Source organism: Acinetobacter albensis, from assembly GCF_900095025.1.
Taxonomy (GTDB): domain Bacteria; phylum Pseudomonadota; class Gammaproteobacteria; order Pseudomonadales; family Moraxellaceae; genus Acinetobacter; species Acinetobacter albensis.
The window spans coordinates 24,708-39,846 of sequence record NZ_FMBK01000011.1 but is presented as its reverse complement, the minus strand read 5'-3'; the positions used below and the strand labels follow the sequence as shown (position 1 = coordinate 39,846).

At 37.8% G+C, this 15,139-nt stretch carries 14 protein-coding genes and 1 pseudogene; 7 read left to right on the top strand and 8 right to left on the bottom strand.

Annotation, left to right across the window (positions count from 1 at the left end):
- Positions 1-401: 401 nt before the first annotated feature.
- The 3 genes from alaS (at position 402) to csrA (ending at position 4,956) form a co-directional block, all read left to right on the top strand.
- Positions 402-3,095, top strand: a complete 2,694-nt coding sequence (alaS, locus tag GA0116959_RS10085) for an alanine--tRNA ligase (protein WP_171256905.1) — start codon at positions 402-404, stop codon at positions 3,093-3,095.
- 66 nt (positions 3,096-3,161) lie between these two features.
- Positions 3,162-4,442: an aspartate kinase gene (locus tag GA0116959_RS10080; protein ID WP_053578194.1), complete on the top strand. Its 1,281-nt coding sequence runs from the start codon at positions 3,162-3,164 to the stop codon at positions 4,440-4,442.
- A gap of 250 nt (positions 4,443-4,692) precedes the next feature.
- Entirely contained in the window at positions 4,693-4,956 is a 264-nt protein-coding gene (gene csrA / locus GA0116959_RS10075; protein WP_053578195.1) for a carbon storage regulator CsrA, read from the top strand.
- A 59-nt stretch (positions 4,957-5,015) separates the two neighbouring features.
- On the opposite strand, the gene rnhB is transcribed toward csrA, so the two are convergent.
- Complete coding sequence (gene rnhB / locus GA0116959_RS10070) at positions 5,016-5,594, bottom strand: ribonuclease HII (RefSeq protein WP_092720592.1); 579 nt, start codon at positions 5,592-5,594, stop codon at positions 5,016-5,018.
- 65 nt (positions 5,595-5,659) lie between these two features.
- A complete protein-coding gene (locus GA0116959_RS10065) occupies positions 5,660-6,052 on the bottom strand; it encodes a hypothetical protein (protein WP_092720591.1) in 393 nt (130 codons plus the stop codon).
- Between the two features lie 223 nt (positions 6,053-6,275).
- Between GA0116959_RS10065 and GA0116959_RS10060 the strand changes: the two genes are divergently transcribed.
- Positions 6,276-6,827 carry a cytochrome b gene (locus GA0116959_RS10060; RefSeq protein WP_092720590.1) on the top strand — a complete coding sequence of 184 codons (552 nt, stop codon included), beginning with the start codon at positions 6,276-6,278 and terminating at the stop codon, positions 6,825-6,827.
- 59 nt (positions 6,828-6,886) lie between these two features.
- Here the strand turns inward: GA0116959_RS10060 and GA0116959_RS10055 are convergent, their stop codons facing one another.
- The 3 genes from GA0116959_RS10055 to GA0116959_RS10045 all read right to left on the bottom strand — a co-directional run bounded on the left by GA0116959_RS10055 (position 6,887) and on the right by GA0116959_RS10045 (position 9,743).
- Positions 6,887-7,231, bottom strand: a complete 345-nt coding sequence (locus GA0116959_RS10055) for a hypothetical protein (RefSeq protein ID WP_244878589.1) — start codon at positions 7,229-7,231, stop codon at positions 6,887-6,889.
- Positions 7,232-7,352: 121 nt separating this feature from the next.
- Positions 7,353-8,354 carry an adenosine deaminase gene (locus GA0116959_RS10050; protein ID WP_092720588.1) on the bottom strand — a complete coding sequence of 334 codons (1,002 nt, stop codon included), beginning with the start codon at positions 8,352-8,354 and terminating at the stop codon, positions 7,353-7,355.
- Positions 8,355-8,420: 66 nt separating this feature from the next.
- Positions 8,421-9,743, bottom strand: a complete 1,323-nt coding sequence (locus tag GA0116959_RS10045) for an NCS2 family permease (RefSeq protein ID WP_053578201.1) — start codon at positions 9,741-9,743, stop codon at positions 8,421-8,423.
- Between the two features lie 829 nt (positions 9,744-10,572).
- Between GA0116959_RS10045 and GA0116959_RS10040 the strand changes: the two genes are divergently transcribed.
- Positions 10,573-11,994, top strand: coding sequence for a cryptochrome/photolyase family protein (locus tag GA0116959_RS10040; protein WP_092720587.1), 1,422 nt, complete (start codon positions 10,573-10,575; stop codon positions 11,992-11,994).
- Positions 11,995-12,003: 9 nt separating this feature from the next.
- Here the strand turns inward: GA0116959_RS10040 and GA0116959_RS10035 are convergent, their stop codons facing one another.
- Both GA0116959_RS10035 and yaaA read right to left on the bottom strand, forming a co-directional pair.
- Positions 12,004-12,636 carry an HD domain-containing protein gene (locus GA0116959_RS10035; RefSeq protein WP_092720586.1) on the bottom strand — a complete coding sequence of 211 codons (633 nt, stop codon included), beginning with the start codon at positions 12,634-12,636 and terminating at the stop codon, positions 12,004-12,006.
- A 27-nt stretch (positions 12,637-12,663) separates the two neighbouring features.
- Positions 12,664-13,443: a peroxide stress protein YaaA gene (gene yaaA, locus GA0116959_RS10030; protein ID WP_092720585.1), complete on the bottom strand. Its 780-nt coding sequence runs from the start codon at positions 13,441-13,443 to the stop codon at positions 12,664-12,666.
- Positions 13,444-13,567: 124 nt separating this feature from the next.
- Here yaaA and GA0116959_RS10025 point away from each other — a divergent pair, with 124 nt between their 5' ends.
- Both GA0116959_RS10025 and GA0116959_RS10020 read left to right on the top strand, forming a co-directional pair.
- Complete coding sequence (locus tag GA0116959_RS10025; RefSeq protein WP_092720584.1) at positions 13,568-14,197, top strand: alpha/beta hydrolase; 630 nt, start codon at positions 13,568-13,570, stop codon at positions 14,195-14,197.
- A 393-nt stretch (positions 14,198-14,590) separates the two neighbouring features.
- Positions 14,591-15,030, top strand: a pseudogene (locus tag GA0116959_RS10020) (DUF2147 domain-containing protein).
- Here GA0116959_RS10020 and GA0116959_RS14275 read toward each other — a convergent pair.
- Positions 14,976-15,128: a hypothetical protein gene (locus GA0116959_RS14275; protein ID WP_171256904.1), complete on the bottom strand. Its 153-nt coding sequence runs from the start codon at positions 15,126-15,128 to the stop codon at positions 14,976-14,978. The pseudogene GA0116959_RS10020 and the gene GA0116959_RS14275 overlap by 55 nt on opposite strands.
- Positions 15,129-15,139 lie beyond the last annotated feature (11 nt).

Sequence of the window (15,139 nt, the reverse complement as noted above, 5' to 3'; positions counted from 1 at the left end):
AAACACCTGTATATGTTAATAGATTTCAGCGTATTCTCCCTACTCTTTTTAGCAATTGTGCTTATCAAATAGAATAATCCCTCATAAAACCTATTTTACAGCTCACTTTACTTTTGCTTATCTTTAAAATATTTGCTTAAAATGCCTACACTATCTTTATCTCAAAATACCGCTGAAGACCTGTATTATTTTAAGGCTAAAGCTACGATTTTAATAAAAAATGCATGACATCAATTCAATAGAATTATCATTAATTCAACTTAAAGTGATTGGTGCATACGGCTTTTTCCGTTATAATTTGGCGTTTTAAATTTTTAAGCACAGTGCGTCAAAGCAGTTCATTTTCATGAAAATGCTTGGCACACTATTCGCCAATACGAAATATATGGAGTGACTTGGTTGTGAGTACTCGTTTTATGACATCAGCTGAAATTCGTGAAGCATTTTTGCGTTACTTTGAATCGCAAGGGCATACACGTGTCGCGTCGAGTTCACTTGTACCCGCCAATGACCCGACCTTATTGTTTACCAATGCTGGGATGAACCAGTTTAAAGACTGTTTTCTTGGTTTGGAAAAACGTGATTATGTTCGCGCAACATCGTCACAAAAATGTGTTCGTGCTGGTGGTAAACACAATGACTTAGACAATGTTGGCTATACCGCACGTCATCATACATTTTTTGAAATGCTGGGTAATTTCTCGTTTGGCGATTATTTCAAACGTGATGCAATCAAATTTGCATGGGATTTTCTGACGGGTGAAGAATGGTTGGCTCTGCCTAAAGACAAACTTTATGCCACTGTCTACCACACCGATGATGAAGCATTTGAAATTTGGAACAAAGAAGTTGGCCTAGATGCCAGCCGTATTATCCGTATTGGCGATAATAAAGGTGGCCAATATGCTTCAGACAATTTCTGGGCGATGGGCGACACAGGTCCTTGTGGTCCTTGTTCTGAAATTTTCTTCGATCATGGGGATCATATTTGGGGTGGCTTACCAGGTACACCTGAAGAAGATGGCGACCGTTTCATTGAAATTTGGAACAACGTCTTCATGCAATTCAACCGCACTGCTGATGGTGTATTGCATGCTTTACCTGCTCCTTCCGTCGATACAGGTATGGGCTTAGAGCGTATTTCAGCTGTTTTACAACATGTTAATTCTAACTATGAAATTGACCTGTTCCAACATTTACTCAAAAATGCAGCCGAAATTATTGGTTTAGATACCTCAAAAATTGAAGCAGACGCTGCGGCAAATAACAAATTAGTTGATTACCCTGCCTCACTGAAAGTTGTGGCTGACCATGCACGTTCTTGCAGCTTCTTAATTGCAGACGGTGTAAATCCTTCTAATGAAGGTCGTGGTTATGTATTACGTCGCATTATTCGCCGTGCTGTCCGTCATGGCAATAAATTGGGCGCTACAGGTTCATTCTTTTACAAAATGCTACAACCACTTATTGAAGTTATGGGTGAGGCTTACCCTGAGCTGGCAATTCATCGAGCGCGTATCGAAGCGCAATTACTTAAAGAAGAAGAACAATTTGCCAAAACACTTGAGCAAGGTTTGAAATTGCTTGAAGGCGAATTGGCTCATTTAAAAGGTAATGTAATCCCAGGTGAGACGGTATTCAAACTTTACGACACTTATGGTTTTCCTGCAGACTTAACCGCAGATATTGCACGTGAACGTGATTTAACCATTGACGAAGCAGGCTTTGAAAAAGAGATGGCTGCGCAACGTCAACGTGCACGTGATGCAGGTAAATTTGCTATCGATTACAACAGCATTGTCAATGTTGAAGGTGAAACTCAGTTTGATGGCTATGACCTGACTCAAGGTCAAGGGCAAATTATTGCACTCTACAAAGATGGCGAGCAAGTTGATGAAGTTCATGAAGGTGATGAAGCACTTATCGTTTTAAATCAAACCCCTTTCTATGCAGAAAGTGGCGGCCAAATTGGCGATACAGGTTTATTCAAAAACGATACGGGTATCTTTGAAGTTCAAGATACCAAAAAATCAGGTGGTGCATTCGTCCATCAAGGTATTGTCACGATGGGTAGCTTAAAAGCCGCTCAAATTGTTGAAGCGATTGTAAAAGCAGATATTCGTGCAGCGACTGCGCGTAATCACTCTGCAACTCACCTTTTACATGCAGCACTTCGTCAAGTTTTAGGTGCACATGTTCAGCAAAAAGGTTCATTGGTTGCGAGTGACATTTTACGTTTTGATTTCGCCAATGATCAACCTGTAACCTTTGAACAACTTCAACAAGTTGAACGCCTTGTTAACCGTGAAGTGATTGCCAATACCTTAGTCTCAACTGAACTTTTAGACATCGAATCTGCCAAAGCAAAAGGTGCAATGATGTTGTTCGGTGAAAAATATGGTGATCATGTCCGCGTGCTTTCTATGGGTTCAGTGATTAAGGAGAAAAATTTCTCGATTGAACTGTGTGGTGGTATTCATGTCAAGCGCACGGGTGACATTGGGTTATTCAAAATTACCTCTGAGGGTGGTGTTGCAGCAGGCATTCGTCGTATTGAAGCTGTGACAGGCACTAAAGCAGTTGAAGTCATTCAAAAAGCAGATGCCGATATTCAATCCATCAATGGCCTCTTAAAAGCACAAAATCATCAAACTGTTGAAAAAGTTGAAGCAACTGTTGAAACAGCGTATCAATTGCAGAAACAAATTGAACAACTGAATCAAAAACTGGCTAACTTCCAAGCATCGGAACTTTTAAACCAAGTTGAAACTATTGCTGGTCGTTCTACATTAATTACCACTGTGCAAAATATGGACGCGAAAGCGCTTCGTCACTTGCATGATGGGATTAAATCTAAATTAGAACATGCAGTGATTGTGCTTGCAGGTGTAGAGGGTGATAAAGTAAGTCTTATTGCCTCGGTAGCAAAAGATTTTACTAACACTATTAAAGCAGGTGACATTATCAAACATCTAGCCACGGAATTAGGTGGTAAAGGTGGTGGTAAACCTGATTTGGCACAAGGTGGCGCGCCACTGAACGAGAAGTTTGCAACAGTGATGGCAGATTTAAATGCTTGGCTTGCTGCAAAATAAAACTTCACTTTTTGTGTAACTGATGCTGAAGAGGTAATTCAGCATCATGGCTTTTATGGAACAACTATGGCATTAATCGTTCAAAAATATGGTGGTACCTCTATGGGTACTCCAGAGCGCATTTTAAATGTTGCTCGTCGTGTAAAGCGTTGGCATGATCACGGTCACAAGATTGTTGTGGTTGTATCGGCAATGAGTGGTGAAACCAATCGCCTACTTGCTTTAGCCAAAGCCATTACCGAAACTCCTGATCCGCGTGAACTTGATCAAATGGTCTCTACAGGCGAACAGGTTACGATTTCCATGTTAGCGATGGCATTAAACTCTATTGGGGTTGAAGCTAAATCACTGACTGGTCGCCAAGTCGGTATTAAAACAGATAGTGCTTATACTAAAGCACGCATCGAAGCGATTGATACCGATGTCATGACTGAGCATCTAAATGCAGGCCGTGTCATTGTCGTTGCAGGTTTCCAAGGTTTCGATGAAAATGGCAATACCACCACTTTAGGTCGTGGTGGTTCAGATACGTCTGGTGTTGCCCTTGCTGCTGCACTAAAAGCAGATGAATGCCAAATTTATACAGATGTGGATGGGGTGTATACCACCGACCCACGTGTTGCACCAAAAGCAAAAAAAGTGGATCGTATTTCTTTTGAAGAAATGCTTGAAATGGCCTCTTTGGGTTCTAAAGTTCTTCAAATTCGTTCAGTTGAATTTGCTGGTAAATACCAAGTGCCTTTACGTGTATTATCAAGTTTTGATAATGACGACGATGGTGCATTTGACGAAGACTTTAAACAAAACGTCGGCACTCTTATTACTACTGAATTGGAAGACAACATGGAACAGCCAATTATCTCTGGTATCGCATTTAACCGTGACGAAGCAAAATTAACGATTCTAGGTGTGCCTGATGAACCAGGTATTGCAGCTAAAATCTTATGTCCAATTGGCGATGCTAACGTTGAAGTGGATATGATTATCCAAAACGTTGAAGAAGATGGTACAACTGATTTCACTTTCACAGTTAACCGCGGTGAATTGAAAAAAGCCACAGCTATTCTAGAAGATACAGCACAAAAAATCGGTGCACGTGAAGTTGCTACCCGCTCAGATATTGTAAAAGTATCAATTGTCGGTGTTGGCATGCGCTCGCATGCGGGTGTTGCAAGTAAAATGTTCACAGCGCTAGCTGAAGAAGGCATTAACATTTTAATGATTTCGACTTCAGAAATTAAAATTTCTGTAATTATTGAAGAAAACTATTTAGAACTTGCCGTTCGCACCTTACATACTGCATTTGGTTTAGACCGTGAACATGGTGAATCTAGCGTCCGCGCATAACCTATACTGTCAAAAATCGTCATTGTTAGACAATTTTTAAAAACGATACAAAAAATCAGGGCCACTCTAGTTTTTTTTATAGTGGCTCTGTTATATTAGCCCTAAGATTTTAAGAAAATTTTAACAAGATAGTATCTAATGCGATGTTTTTTACATGGCCTAGTTAAAATTTTCTTTGATACTTATTTTAAGGTTGTGTTTCGTTAATTTTAGATCAATTGCAGGTTTAGCATTTTGCAAGGAGATAAACATGCTGATTCTGACTCGACGCGTCGGAGAAACGTTAATGATTGGGGATCAAGTCAGTGTAACTGTACTTGGTGTTAAAGGAAATCAGGTTCGAATTGGTGTAAATGCTCCAAAAGAAGTGTCTGTTCATCGTGAAGAAATTTATCAACGTATTCAACACGAACGCGCTATGCATGAACATCTTCAAAATCTCGATCAAGATTACCAGCCCTCTTTTGAAGAAGAGAGTTTCACCCCAAATACTGAAAATAGTTTTAATCGTTAAACATTAAAACTAGCATTCTCTAAAGCGGCTTTCATAAGCCGCTTTAAATTTTCTAAAATTTAATTTTGTTCAAGTAAAGCCAAAACTTTCTTAACAGGTGCATAACTGCGACGGTGCTGCTCAATTACGCCATGCACAGCAATCGCTTCAAAGTGTGCCTTGGTCGGGTAGCCCTTGTGTTTAGCAAATCCAAATTGTGGATATTGCTGATCAAGTATTACCATTTCACGATCACGCGTGACTTTTGCCAAAATACTGGCAGCAGAAATTTCCGCATGAATTGAATCTCCCCCTATAACTGCATCACAGCTCATCGCAAGTCCTTGCGGAATTTTATTGCCATCTACCAAAACATGTTCAGGCGAAATATTTAAGCCTTCTACAGCTCGACGCATGGCCAGCAATGAAGCTTGAAGAATATTCATCTCATCGATTTCGGCATGACTTGCTTCAGCAATTGCCCAAGCCAGTGCTTTTTCCTGTATCTCTACAAATAATGATTCTCGCTTTTTTTCGGAAAGCTTTTTAGAGTCATTTAATCCCTGTATTGGATTATCAGGATCCAAAATTACTGCAGCAGCCACTACTGAACCGACTAAAGGACCACGCCCTGCCTCATCCACACCCGCAATTTTCACAACTTAACCTACCTATTAAAAAAAAGGCTGAACCAGTCAGCCTATTTACTCTCGTTCTAAAGAATTTATTGTACTGCTTCAGCCACACATGCATTAATGGTTTTAGTGACTGCATTTGAAACAATTGTATTACGCGCTGCGGGATCAATTGCAGCAGTCGCTAAATCTACAGCAGTTACACTTTGAGGTGCTTTTTCACTCACACAGCCACAGATTTCACTCTGAATATTTTGTTTTTGTGTATCCGTCATAAGTCGAGTTGCAGTTTGCCATGCAGGTGTGTTGTTTAACTCAGTAGTACATTTGGTATTAATCGCAATTTTAAGCGCTGCAGTGCCCAATTGCTGAGTTGCTGATTGAGAACCTGTTGTTCCTGTTGTATTGGTCGCTGTGCCTGTTGACACACATGCTGTTAAAGCCAAAGTTAAAGGTATAAATAAAGCAATTATTTTTTTCACAATTTAATCCAAAGATCTACAAGATGTTGGGCGTATTCTGACGAATCTTTTTGTGATAAGAAATGTATATTTCGTTATAATTTCAGTTCTTAAATTGATTTGAGTAAAAAGCATACCATTCAGAGTGTTTCAAAAATTATACGCTTCGTTCTATATTTAAGATTTTTTTAAAGATTGAATTTGATTAGCATATTTAAACTAAAAAATAATGTGTTGGAAAAACATGAAGAATTCTTCACCCTATTATACGCGTACTGCACAAATGCTGCATTGGATCATGGCCATCATTTTTATTGCAGCTTGGCTGATTGGATTTTATAGCGGCAATTTTTTAAGCTATGACGTCGATGGTAGCTTTAAAGGACAAGTGATTAGTTTGCATAAAAATATTGCAACCACCATTATATTTTTAGTGGTGATTCGGTTGTTCTGGCGTTATACACATCCTGCCCCTCAACTTCCAGACAGCATGTCAGCCACAATGAAAGTTCTGGCACATCTTGGACATTTAGCACTGTATTTAATGTTACTTGCTCTACCAATTACAGGTTGTTTATTTAGCTGGAGCGCAGGACATCCTGCACCTGTTTTATATTTATTTGAAATTCCACGCTTGGTTCAAGATAATCCAGAACTACTCGCCATTGTTAAACCTGTACATATTTACTTATCTTGGTTTGCAGGTTTTCTCGTGATTGGACATCTTGCTGCTGCGCTAAAACATCATTTTATTGATAAAGACAATGTTTTAAAAAGCATGACACGTCAGAAATAATCTTTTAAAAAATTTGAATAAAATGTCGCCTAGGTAGATGCACGGACTGAGGCGACTTTTTATTTAAAAGATAGAGCTAATACCTCTTGTGTACAGCCTGATAGACTGTTGAAAACCACTTGTTTCGTGAGCTTTTTTTTGGCTGATTGATTGACTAAGGCATTAAGTAAATCTTTACTTGGAATATCTTTGAGTGCGTGATGACCAACACATGTACAAATTTGATTTTGTAATTCTGTTTGACGTGTTTTACCGACAAAAAATGCAGTGGACTGCCAAATTTTCGATTGATTTAATTCAGTTTTACAGCTTTGCTCGACTGCAGGTTTTAGTATTTTTTGTGTTAATGAATATTTTGAATCGGTGATCAACAACCACACTAAAAGTACCAACAAGCCAGTCATGAATATCCAAAATAAAAAATTTTTCATGTCAAAACCTCATGGATGCAGAACATTAAAGTGCTTATTCAGCCCACCTATTTAAACAGATAGACTGAATAAAAATTCAATTAGATACGCTTGATTAGATTAAAGCGTCAATCTGTTTTAACCACTTCTGTTTTTCATGATCAGTAATAAAAGAAGCTTCAAACGAATTTTTGGCCAATTGCTTTATTTCTTCATGAGACAAATCTAAAGCTTCCGCAATTGCTATGAAATTATCATTCATATAACCACCAAAATATGATGGATCATCTGAATTTACAGTTACATGTACGCCCTGTTGCAATAAACGGCGAATATTGTGCTGCGCCATATCATCAACCACACACAGTTTCAAATTGCTTAACGGGCATACTGTTAAAGGCATTTTCTCACGAATTAAACGCTGCATCAGCTTAGGATCTTCTTCAGAACGCACCCCATGATCAATACGGTTGACTTTCAAAACATCTAAAGCCTCCCACACATATTCTGCTGGCCCTTCTTCACCTGCATGTGCGACCACCAAAAAACCTTGTTCTCGTGCTTTTGCAAATACTCGTTCAAATTTGGCAGGCGGATGTCCCACTTCACTTGAATCTAAACCAACAGCGATAATTTGGTCTTTAAAGCGTAAAGCTTGTTCTAAGGTTTCAAATGCTGCTTCTTCACTTAAATGACGCAGAAAACACATAATTAAATGTGAACTAATCCCTAGTTTTGTTTGTGCATCATCACAAGCACGTTGCAAACCGCTGATAACGGTTGCAAATGCAACACCACGATCTGTATGCGTTTGTGGGTCAAAGAACATTTCTGTGTGCATCACCTTATCTTCAGCACATTTTTCAAAATAAGCCCAAGCCAAATCATAAAAATCTTGTTCAACCACCAAAACAGCAGCACCTGCATAATAAATATCGAGGAAAGATTGAAGATTATGAAAGTTATAGGCCTGTCTGACTTCCTCGACGGATTGATAAGGAATCTCTATTTGATTACGCTGTGCAATCGCAAACATCAGCTCTGGCTCAAATGTCCCTTCAATATGTACATGCAATTCTGCTTTTGGCAAAACACGAATGAGCTCAATTTGATTCATACCTGATCCTTAATAAATAAAAAAGGGTGCAAACTTGAGTTTACACCCTACTGTAAATTTAGAAAATTAACCGCCAAATAAGGCAAATTTTAGTGTCCATAACACAGCGATAATCCACACCATATAAGGCACAGTTTTTGCTTTACCTGTAAATAATTTAATTAATGCATAACTGATAAAACCCATTGCAATACCATCAGCAATTGAATAGGTAAATGGCATAAATACAATGGTTAAAAATGCAGGGACAGCTTCCGTAATTTCATCCCACTCGATATGCACAATTCCCTGAATCATCAACACACCAACAAATAACAAGGCAGGTGCAGTGGCAAAACTAGGTACAGATTGTGCAAGAGGTGCAAGAAAAAGACAAAGCAAGAACATTATCCCAACAACAACTGCGGTTAAACCGGTTCGCCCACCTGCAGCTACACCTGCAGATGATTCAATATAGGGCGTTGTAGAGGACGTTCCCAATGCTGCACCCGCTACAATAGCAGTAGAATCAGCAAATAATGCTTTCTTTAAACGTGGTAATTTACCATCTTTTAATAGACCTGCACGATGAGAGACACCCACTAATGTGCCTGTAGAATCGAACAAATCGACCAAGAAAAAGACAAAAATGACACCAATCAAACTTGCAGTAAATAGACCTTCAAAATCCATTTGCAAGAATGTAGGTGCAATAGATGGAATTTCTCCCACCACGCCTTGAAACTGGTTATAACCCAATGCGGTAGAAATTGCGGTAATGACCAGAATACTGATAATAATCGCACCACGAACCTTAAACTGATGCATTACTACAACCATTAAAAATCCGAGCAATGCAAGTAACACTGAGGGTTGTTTTAAATCACCTAAACCCACCAAAGTCGCAGGATTATCGACAATAATACCGGCATTTTTTAATGCAACCAAAGCAAGAAAAAGACCGATTCCGCCTCCAATGGCCAACTTTAATGACATAGGAATAGCATTTACAATCGCTTCACGAATTTTAAACATGCTGATCGCGATGAAAACCAAACCCGATACAAATACTGCGGCTAAAGCAGTCTGCCAAGGAACGCCCATTCCCATACAAACTGAATAAGTAAAGTAAGCATTCAAACCCATGCCTGGTGCAAGGGCAATTGGATAATTGGCAATCAACCCCATCACTAAGCAACCAATCGCAGCTGCAAGACACGTTGCGACAAAAACTGCACCATGATCCATTCCCGTTTCGGATAAAATCATAGGATTGACAATAATGATGTAACACATGGTTAAAAAAGTGGTTACACCAGCAAGAACTTCGGTACGAAAATTAGTTTTGTTTTCGCTTAACTTAAATAAGCGCTCAAGCAGATTCTCTGAAGATGGATTAGGAGCCATCATGAACTTCACCCTTTAAAGTAAACTTTATGCCGTCAGCATGCGACAAAAGGAATGAGTGACTAGAAAAATCAATCATTCCTTTTATAACTATCTAAGCAATTGATATATTAGTATTTCTATAAAAAATTCAACCATTTTAAAACAGCTCAAATACATTAAATGGAAAAACTTTAAACAAAAAAGCCGCATAATTTTTATGCAGCTTACTGAGCTCAGAAATCAAATATTTGGTGAATGAATAAAATGATTCATTTTTGATTCGAACAAATTATAACACAATGATTTTTGATTGTTTCTAAAATTTATTTTTAAATAAGATTCAATAAGATATAGTTTTTTATTTGATCAAAAATCCTAGAATGCCAGACTTTTCAACGTTATTTTAAGCGAATTAAAAAGAGCACCTAGACGCTCAGTGAGCGTATGACTAAATCATGAAATATCTAAAATTGAGTGAATGAATCTGTACATTTAAAGCAGAAATTTCATGGATGATGCGATTTACTTCTTCATTTTTTGTTTTTGATTCTTGGAAAATAAAATACCCGAGAAGAATGACAGCCATGACTAAAATGGGAATCAAGAGCTTTTTCATAATAATAATGTTCTAAAAAAACTTTACTCATCATAACAAATTTTTTAGAAGAATATAATCAAAAGTATATTTTAGTTACTCAATTTATTGCCAATTCAGTCAATATTGAAATAAAAATACTGATATCAAATTCTGTTTTAGACTTTTAAGTTTAGATTAAAATTTGTTTCCTCTTTTTTGAATTTTCTTGTTTATAATTCTTTTATTTTAGACTACCGACTTAAGGTAAAATAGATGCAACTACTTTGGTTCAGACAAGATTTACGTCTAAATGACCACGTTGCGCTTTGGCACGCAACACAACAAGGCCAAACAGCTGCGCTTGTCATTTTATCTCCTGAACAATGGGCATTACATGATGATGCCGATATTAAAATTGATTTTTATCTACGCCAGTTAAACGTATTAAAAGTGGATTTAGAACAGCTTAATATTGCTCTGATTGTATTAAAAGTTCCTCTATGGAAAAATATTCCAGAAGCAATTGCTCAAGTGTGTGCAGAACTAAAAGTTCAAACAGTACATGCCAATATTGAATTAGGGGTTAATGAACTTAAACGTGATTTTGACTTGCAATATTTACTTGAGAAAAAAAATATTTCAGTTGAGCTTTATCATGATCGGACTTTATTCCCGCTTGCCACAATTCGCAATAAATCTGATCTCCCTTATAAAGTATTTGGCGCATTCAAAAAAAACTGCTACGAGCGCTTAAGTATCAGCTTACCCACATGCTATCCAAAACCTGAAAAACAAAATTTATCCTATCAAATAGAAAATTTCTCTCAAACTGTTCCAAGTTTTGAAGCGTTGATGGGCCGTGCCTCTTTTTGTTCAAGTGCAGAATTATGGTTTGTGACTGAACAGCACGCAGTAAAATTGCTCGATGATTTTATAAAAAATAAAATGTGTACCTATCAAACTCTGCGCGACTTCCCCAATTTAGATGGCACCAGTCAACTCTCAACTTATTTAAATATCGGGATATTGTCTATTCGCCAATGTATCCAAGCATTATTTTGTGAACAACAAGGTCATTTTCACATTGATCATGAGGGTCAACAAATTTGGCTGGATGAACTTTTGTGGCGTGAGTTCTATCAACATATTTTATTTGACTTTCCTCAAGTTTCTAAACACTTACCCTTCAAAGAAAATACTTTAAAGCTTGCTTGGATTGAAGATTCAACAGCTTTAAACGCTTGGCAAATGGGTCAAACGGGTATTCCTATTGTAGACGCAGGCATACGCCAGATGCTTTCGACTGGCTGGATGCATAATCGTGTTCGCATGATTGTAGCGATGTTTCTGTCTAAAAATCTTTTAATAGACTGGAGGCTAGGCGAACAATGGTTTATGCAACATTTAATTGATGGAGATTTGGCCGCAAATAATGGTGGCTGGCAATGGTGCGCCTCCACAGGTACGGATTCAGTGCCCTATTTTCGTATTTTCAATCCAGTGAGTCAGTCACAAAAATTTGATCCACAAGGTGATTATATCCGCACTTGGTTACCTGAATTGGCACATTTAGATGCAAAGAGTATTCATGATCCCTATGCACGAAATCCTGATCTCAAGCTCAATTATCCCAAACCCATGGTCGATTTAAAACAAAGCCGACTGCGTGCACTAGAAGCATTTAAGGGACTTTAAGCAAGGACTTTAAGCCTTTTTCGTTAAAGCATTCACGAGATTTAATTTGGCTTGTTGTTCTAATTTTTCATGTAAAAAGCAAGTATGATATAAGGGTTGTTGCTGATAGAAAGAAGTCAGTACTTGCTGACGTTTTTTTCTATAAATATCTGGTTCAACCCATTGATACTCTTGCCAGATTTGATGTTGATATTGTTCAAAACGCTCAACAGAACTAGCCAAAATAGCCAAATCAATATCCAGTAAATATTGTAAATCCGTTTCAAATGTAGGTAGATGTTGCTCCGTTGCTTCAATCCAGCGAAACACTTTTTTGAGCTGACTTGAAGTCAAAATATCGGCACAATAATCACTCATGAGTTGTGCACTCTGCTTTTCATTATGACAAGCTTGTGGTTGGTAAACCACATCATGAAACCAGATTGCAATTTCCACGGCAAGAGGATCATTCAACTGAGCTTTGATCTGATGAAATAGAGTCAGACATTCTACAATATGCTGTACGCTATGATAGTACCGATGCGGCTCTGTATAAGCCGCCTCAAGCCGCTGATAGACCTTTAAACTTAAGCCATCGGACCATTGATGAGCGATAGCCAGCAGACTCCAATATTGCTTAAACTGTTGAAGATCTGTCTGCATTGGACTCTGCCTTTTTGATAATATTGCTTAGGCTATTCGCTCATTGCGTTTAAACACCAGTTCGCCTTTTAAGGAACTGGCCGCATCAAAAGAATAACCATCAATATCAAATGATTTCAATTCATCAACCTTCTCAATTTTATTTTCAATCATATAGCGTGCCATCAGGCCACGTGCTTTTTTAGCATAGAAACTAATGACTTTGTATTGACCATTTTTTTGATCCAAAAATACAGGCTTAATAATCTCAGCCTTCAAATGAGTTGAGATCACAGCTTTATAATATTCATCCGAAGCAAGATTTAACAACAGATTAGAATTGGTTTCTTCCAAATCTTGATGAATTAAATCTGTGATATGACTACCCCAAAACTCATATAGGTTATGCCCACGGGCATTTTTTAATTTGATTCCCATCTCTAAACGATAAGGCATCATTAAATCGAGTGGACGCAATAAACCATATAATCCAGACAGCATACGCAAATGTTGTTGAGCAAACTCAATATCCGTATCTTTAAGATGATAGGCATCTAGACCAGTATACACATCCCCTTTAAAAGCAAAGATTGCCTGACGTGCATTTGAAAAATTGAGCTCTGATTGCCAATCATTGAAGCGTTCGACATTCAGTTTGGCAATTTTTTCACTAATGTGCATTAAACTGGATAAATCTGAGACAGATAACTTACGACTTATGTCTATAAGTTCTTGTGAATGTTCCAACAATCTTGGTAATGTAAAAAGATCCATGGGTAAAGCAGATTCATAATCTAACGTTTTTGCAGGAGAAATTAAGGCGAGCATGGACAACCTGATCAAAAAATAATTAAACAGACTATAACAGCAGCGTTATTTTATTTCCAATTTGTGTTTTTACTGAACATTATCGGTAAAATAGCCTATTCTCCTGTTATTAGTCGGTTGTCATATGTCCGAGCAAATTTTCATTCAAGGACCTGCTGGAAAAATTGAAGTATTTGTAGATTATCCACAGGGTGAAGTGAAAGGATTCGCGGTTGTATCTCATCCTCATCCATTACAAGGCGGTACGCCCCAACATAAAGTTCCTACACTTTTGGCACAAATGTTTATGGAGCGTGGTTGTATTGTGTATCGCCCCAGTTTTCGTGGTTCTGGCCAAAGTGAAGGTCTTCATGATGAAGGTTTTGGTGAAACTGACGATACTCTAGAAGTCATTAAACAAGTTCGTTCTAAGCATATTGGTCTGCCTTTTTATGTCGGTGGTTTCAGCTTTGGCGCTCATGTTATGGCAAAAAGCTACCACGCCCTGCCAGATGAAATTAAGCCAGTACAAGTCATTTTATGTGGTTTGCCCACTGCAACTGTTGCTGGTTTACGTCACTATGTCACCCCTGAAATTAAAGGTGATATTTTGTTCATTCATGGTGAAGGTGATGAAGTGACTTTATTATCTGACCTGATTGTTTGGGCAAAACCACAACGCCATCTGATTACTGTTTTACCTGGTGCGAATCATTTCTTTACAGGTTACTTAAAACAGTTACGTATTGCGATTACACGTTTCCTGCGGATTTAACGCATTACTAAGTTCAAGAAAGAAATGGCTATCTAACATTAGTCCCTTTCTTTCTTGAAATTTTTATTTTTAATCTAGACGTATCTCTTTTTCTATTCAAACGCTTAATACGCCATTTCAAGCAGCTTCATTAGTCGTCCGTTATATTTATTGTCTTCCCAAAATAATTTTAAGCTTTCTTTTGAGCGCTAAACTCAATGAGTATTATCCCCATCAAATGCCTGTTTAAAAAGTAAGTAAGAGTTTAATTCTACTAATGGTAGTTTATGCAATAATCTACTCTTGAACTTGATATATTCTGCATATCATTATTCAAATAATAAATTATACAATCAAAATCTTAGCTCGTGAGAGCTATTCATTTAAATAATTTTTAAAATATTCAGGGATTTTATGAAAACAATTCTCGGGGCAATTTTAGTCACTATAGCCACCACATCAGTCTGTGCTCAGGACATTATAGGGACTTGGCGTTATATCGATGATAAAACTGGAGAACCCAAAGGTCTGGTGAAAATTGAAAAGCAAGCCAATGGGACTTATGCTGGAACTGCACTGAAAGCAACTCCTCGTCTAGGTTATACACCAAAAGAGTTCTGCACCAACTGCCCTGCACCCTACACAGATAAGCCTATTATTGGTATGCAAGTGATTACAGGTTTAAAGACTGAAAATAATATTAATATACTCATGGCAAAATCATTGATCCCGTTTCAGGCAAGCTGTATAGCCTAAAAGGTAAAATTAGTCCAAATGGGAAAAAACTATTTTTGAGAGGTTATTTAGGCGTTTCTGCTGTGGGACGTAGCCAAACTTGGTTACGTGTGGAATAAGTCTTATAGCACATCCAGTTATAAGCGCGTTGACCCATCAAAATATTAAACTTGTTCTGTCCTAAAAAATGCTGAATTGTGAAAAACCAATTCAGCATTTTTTTATCTA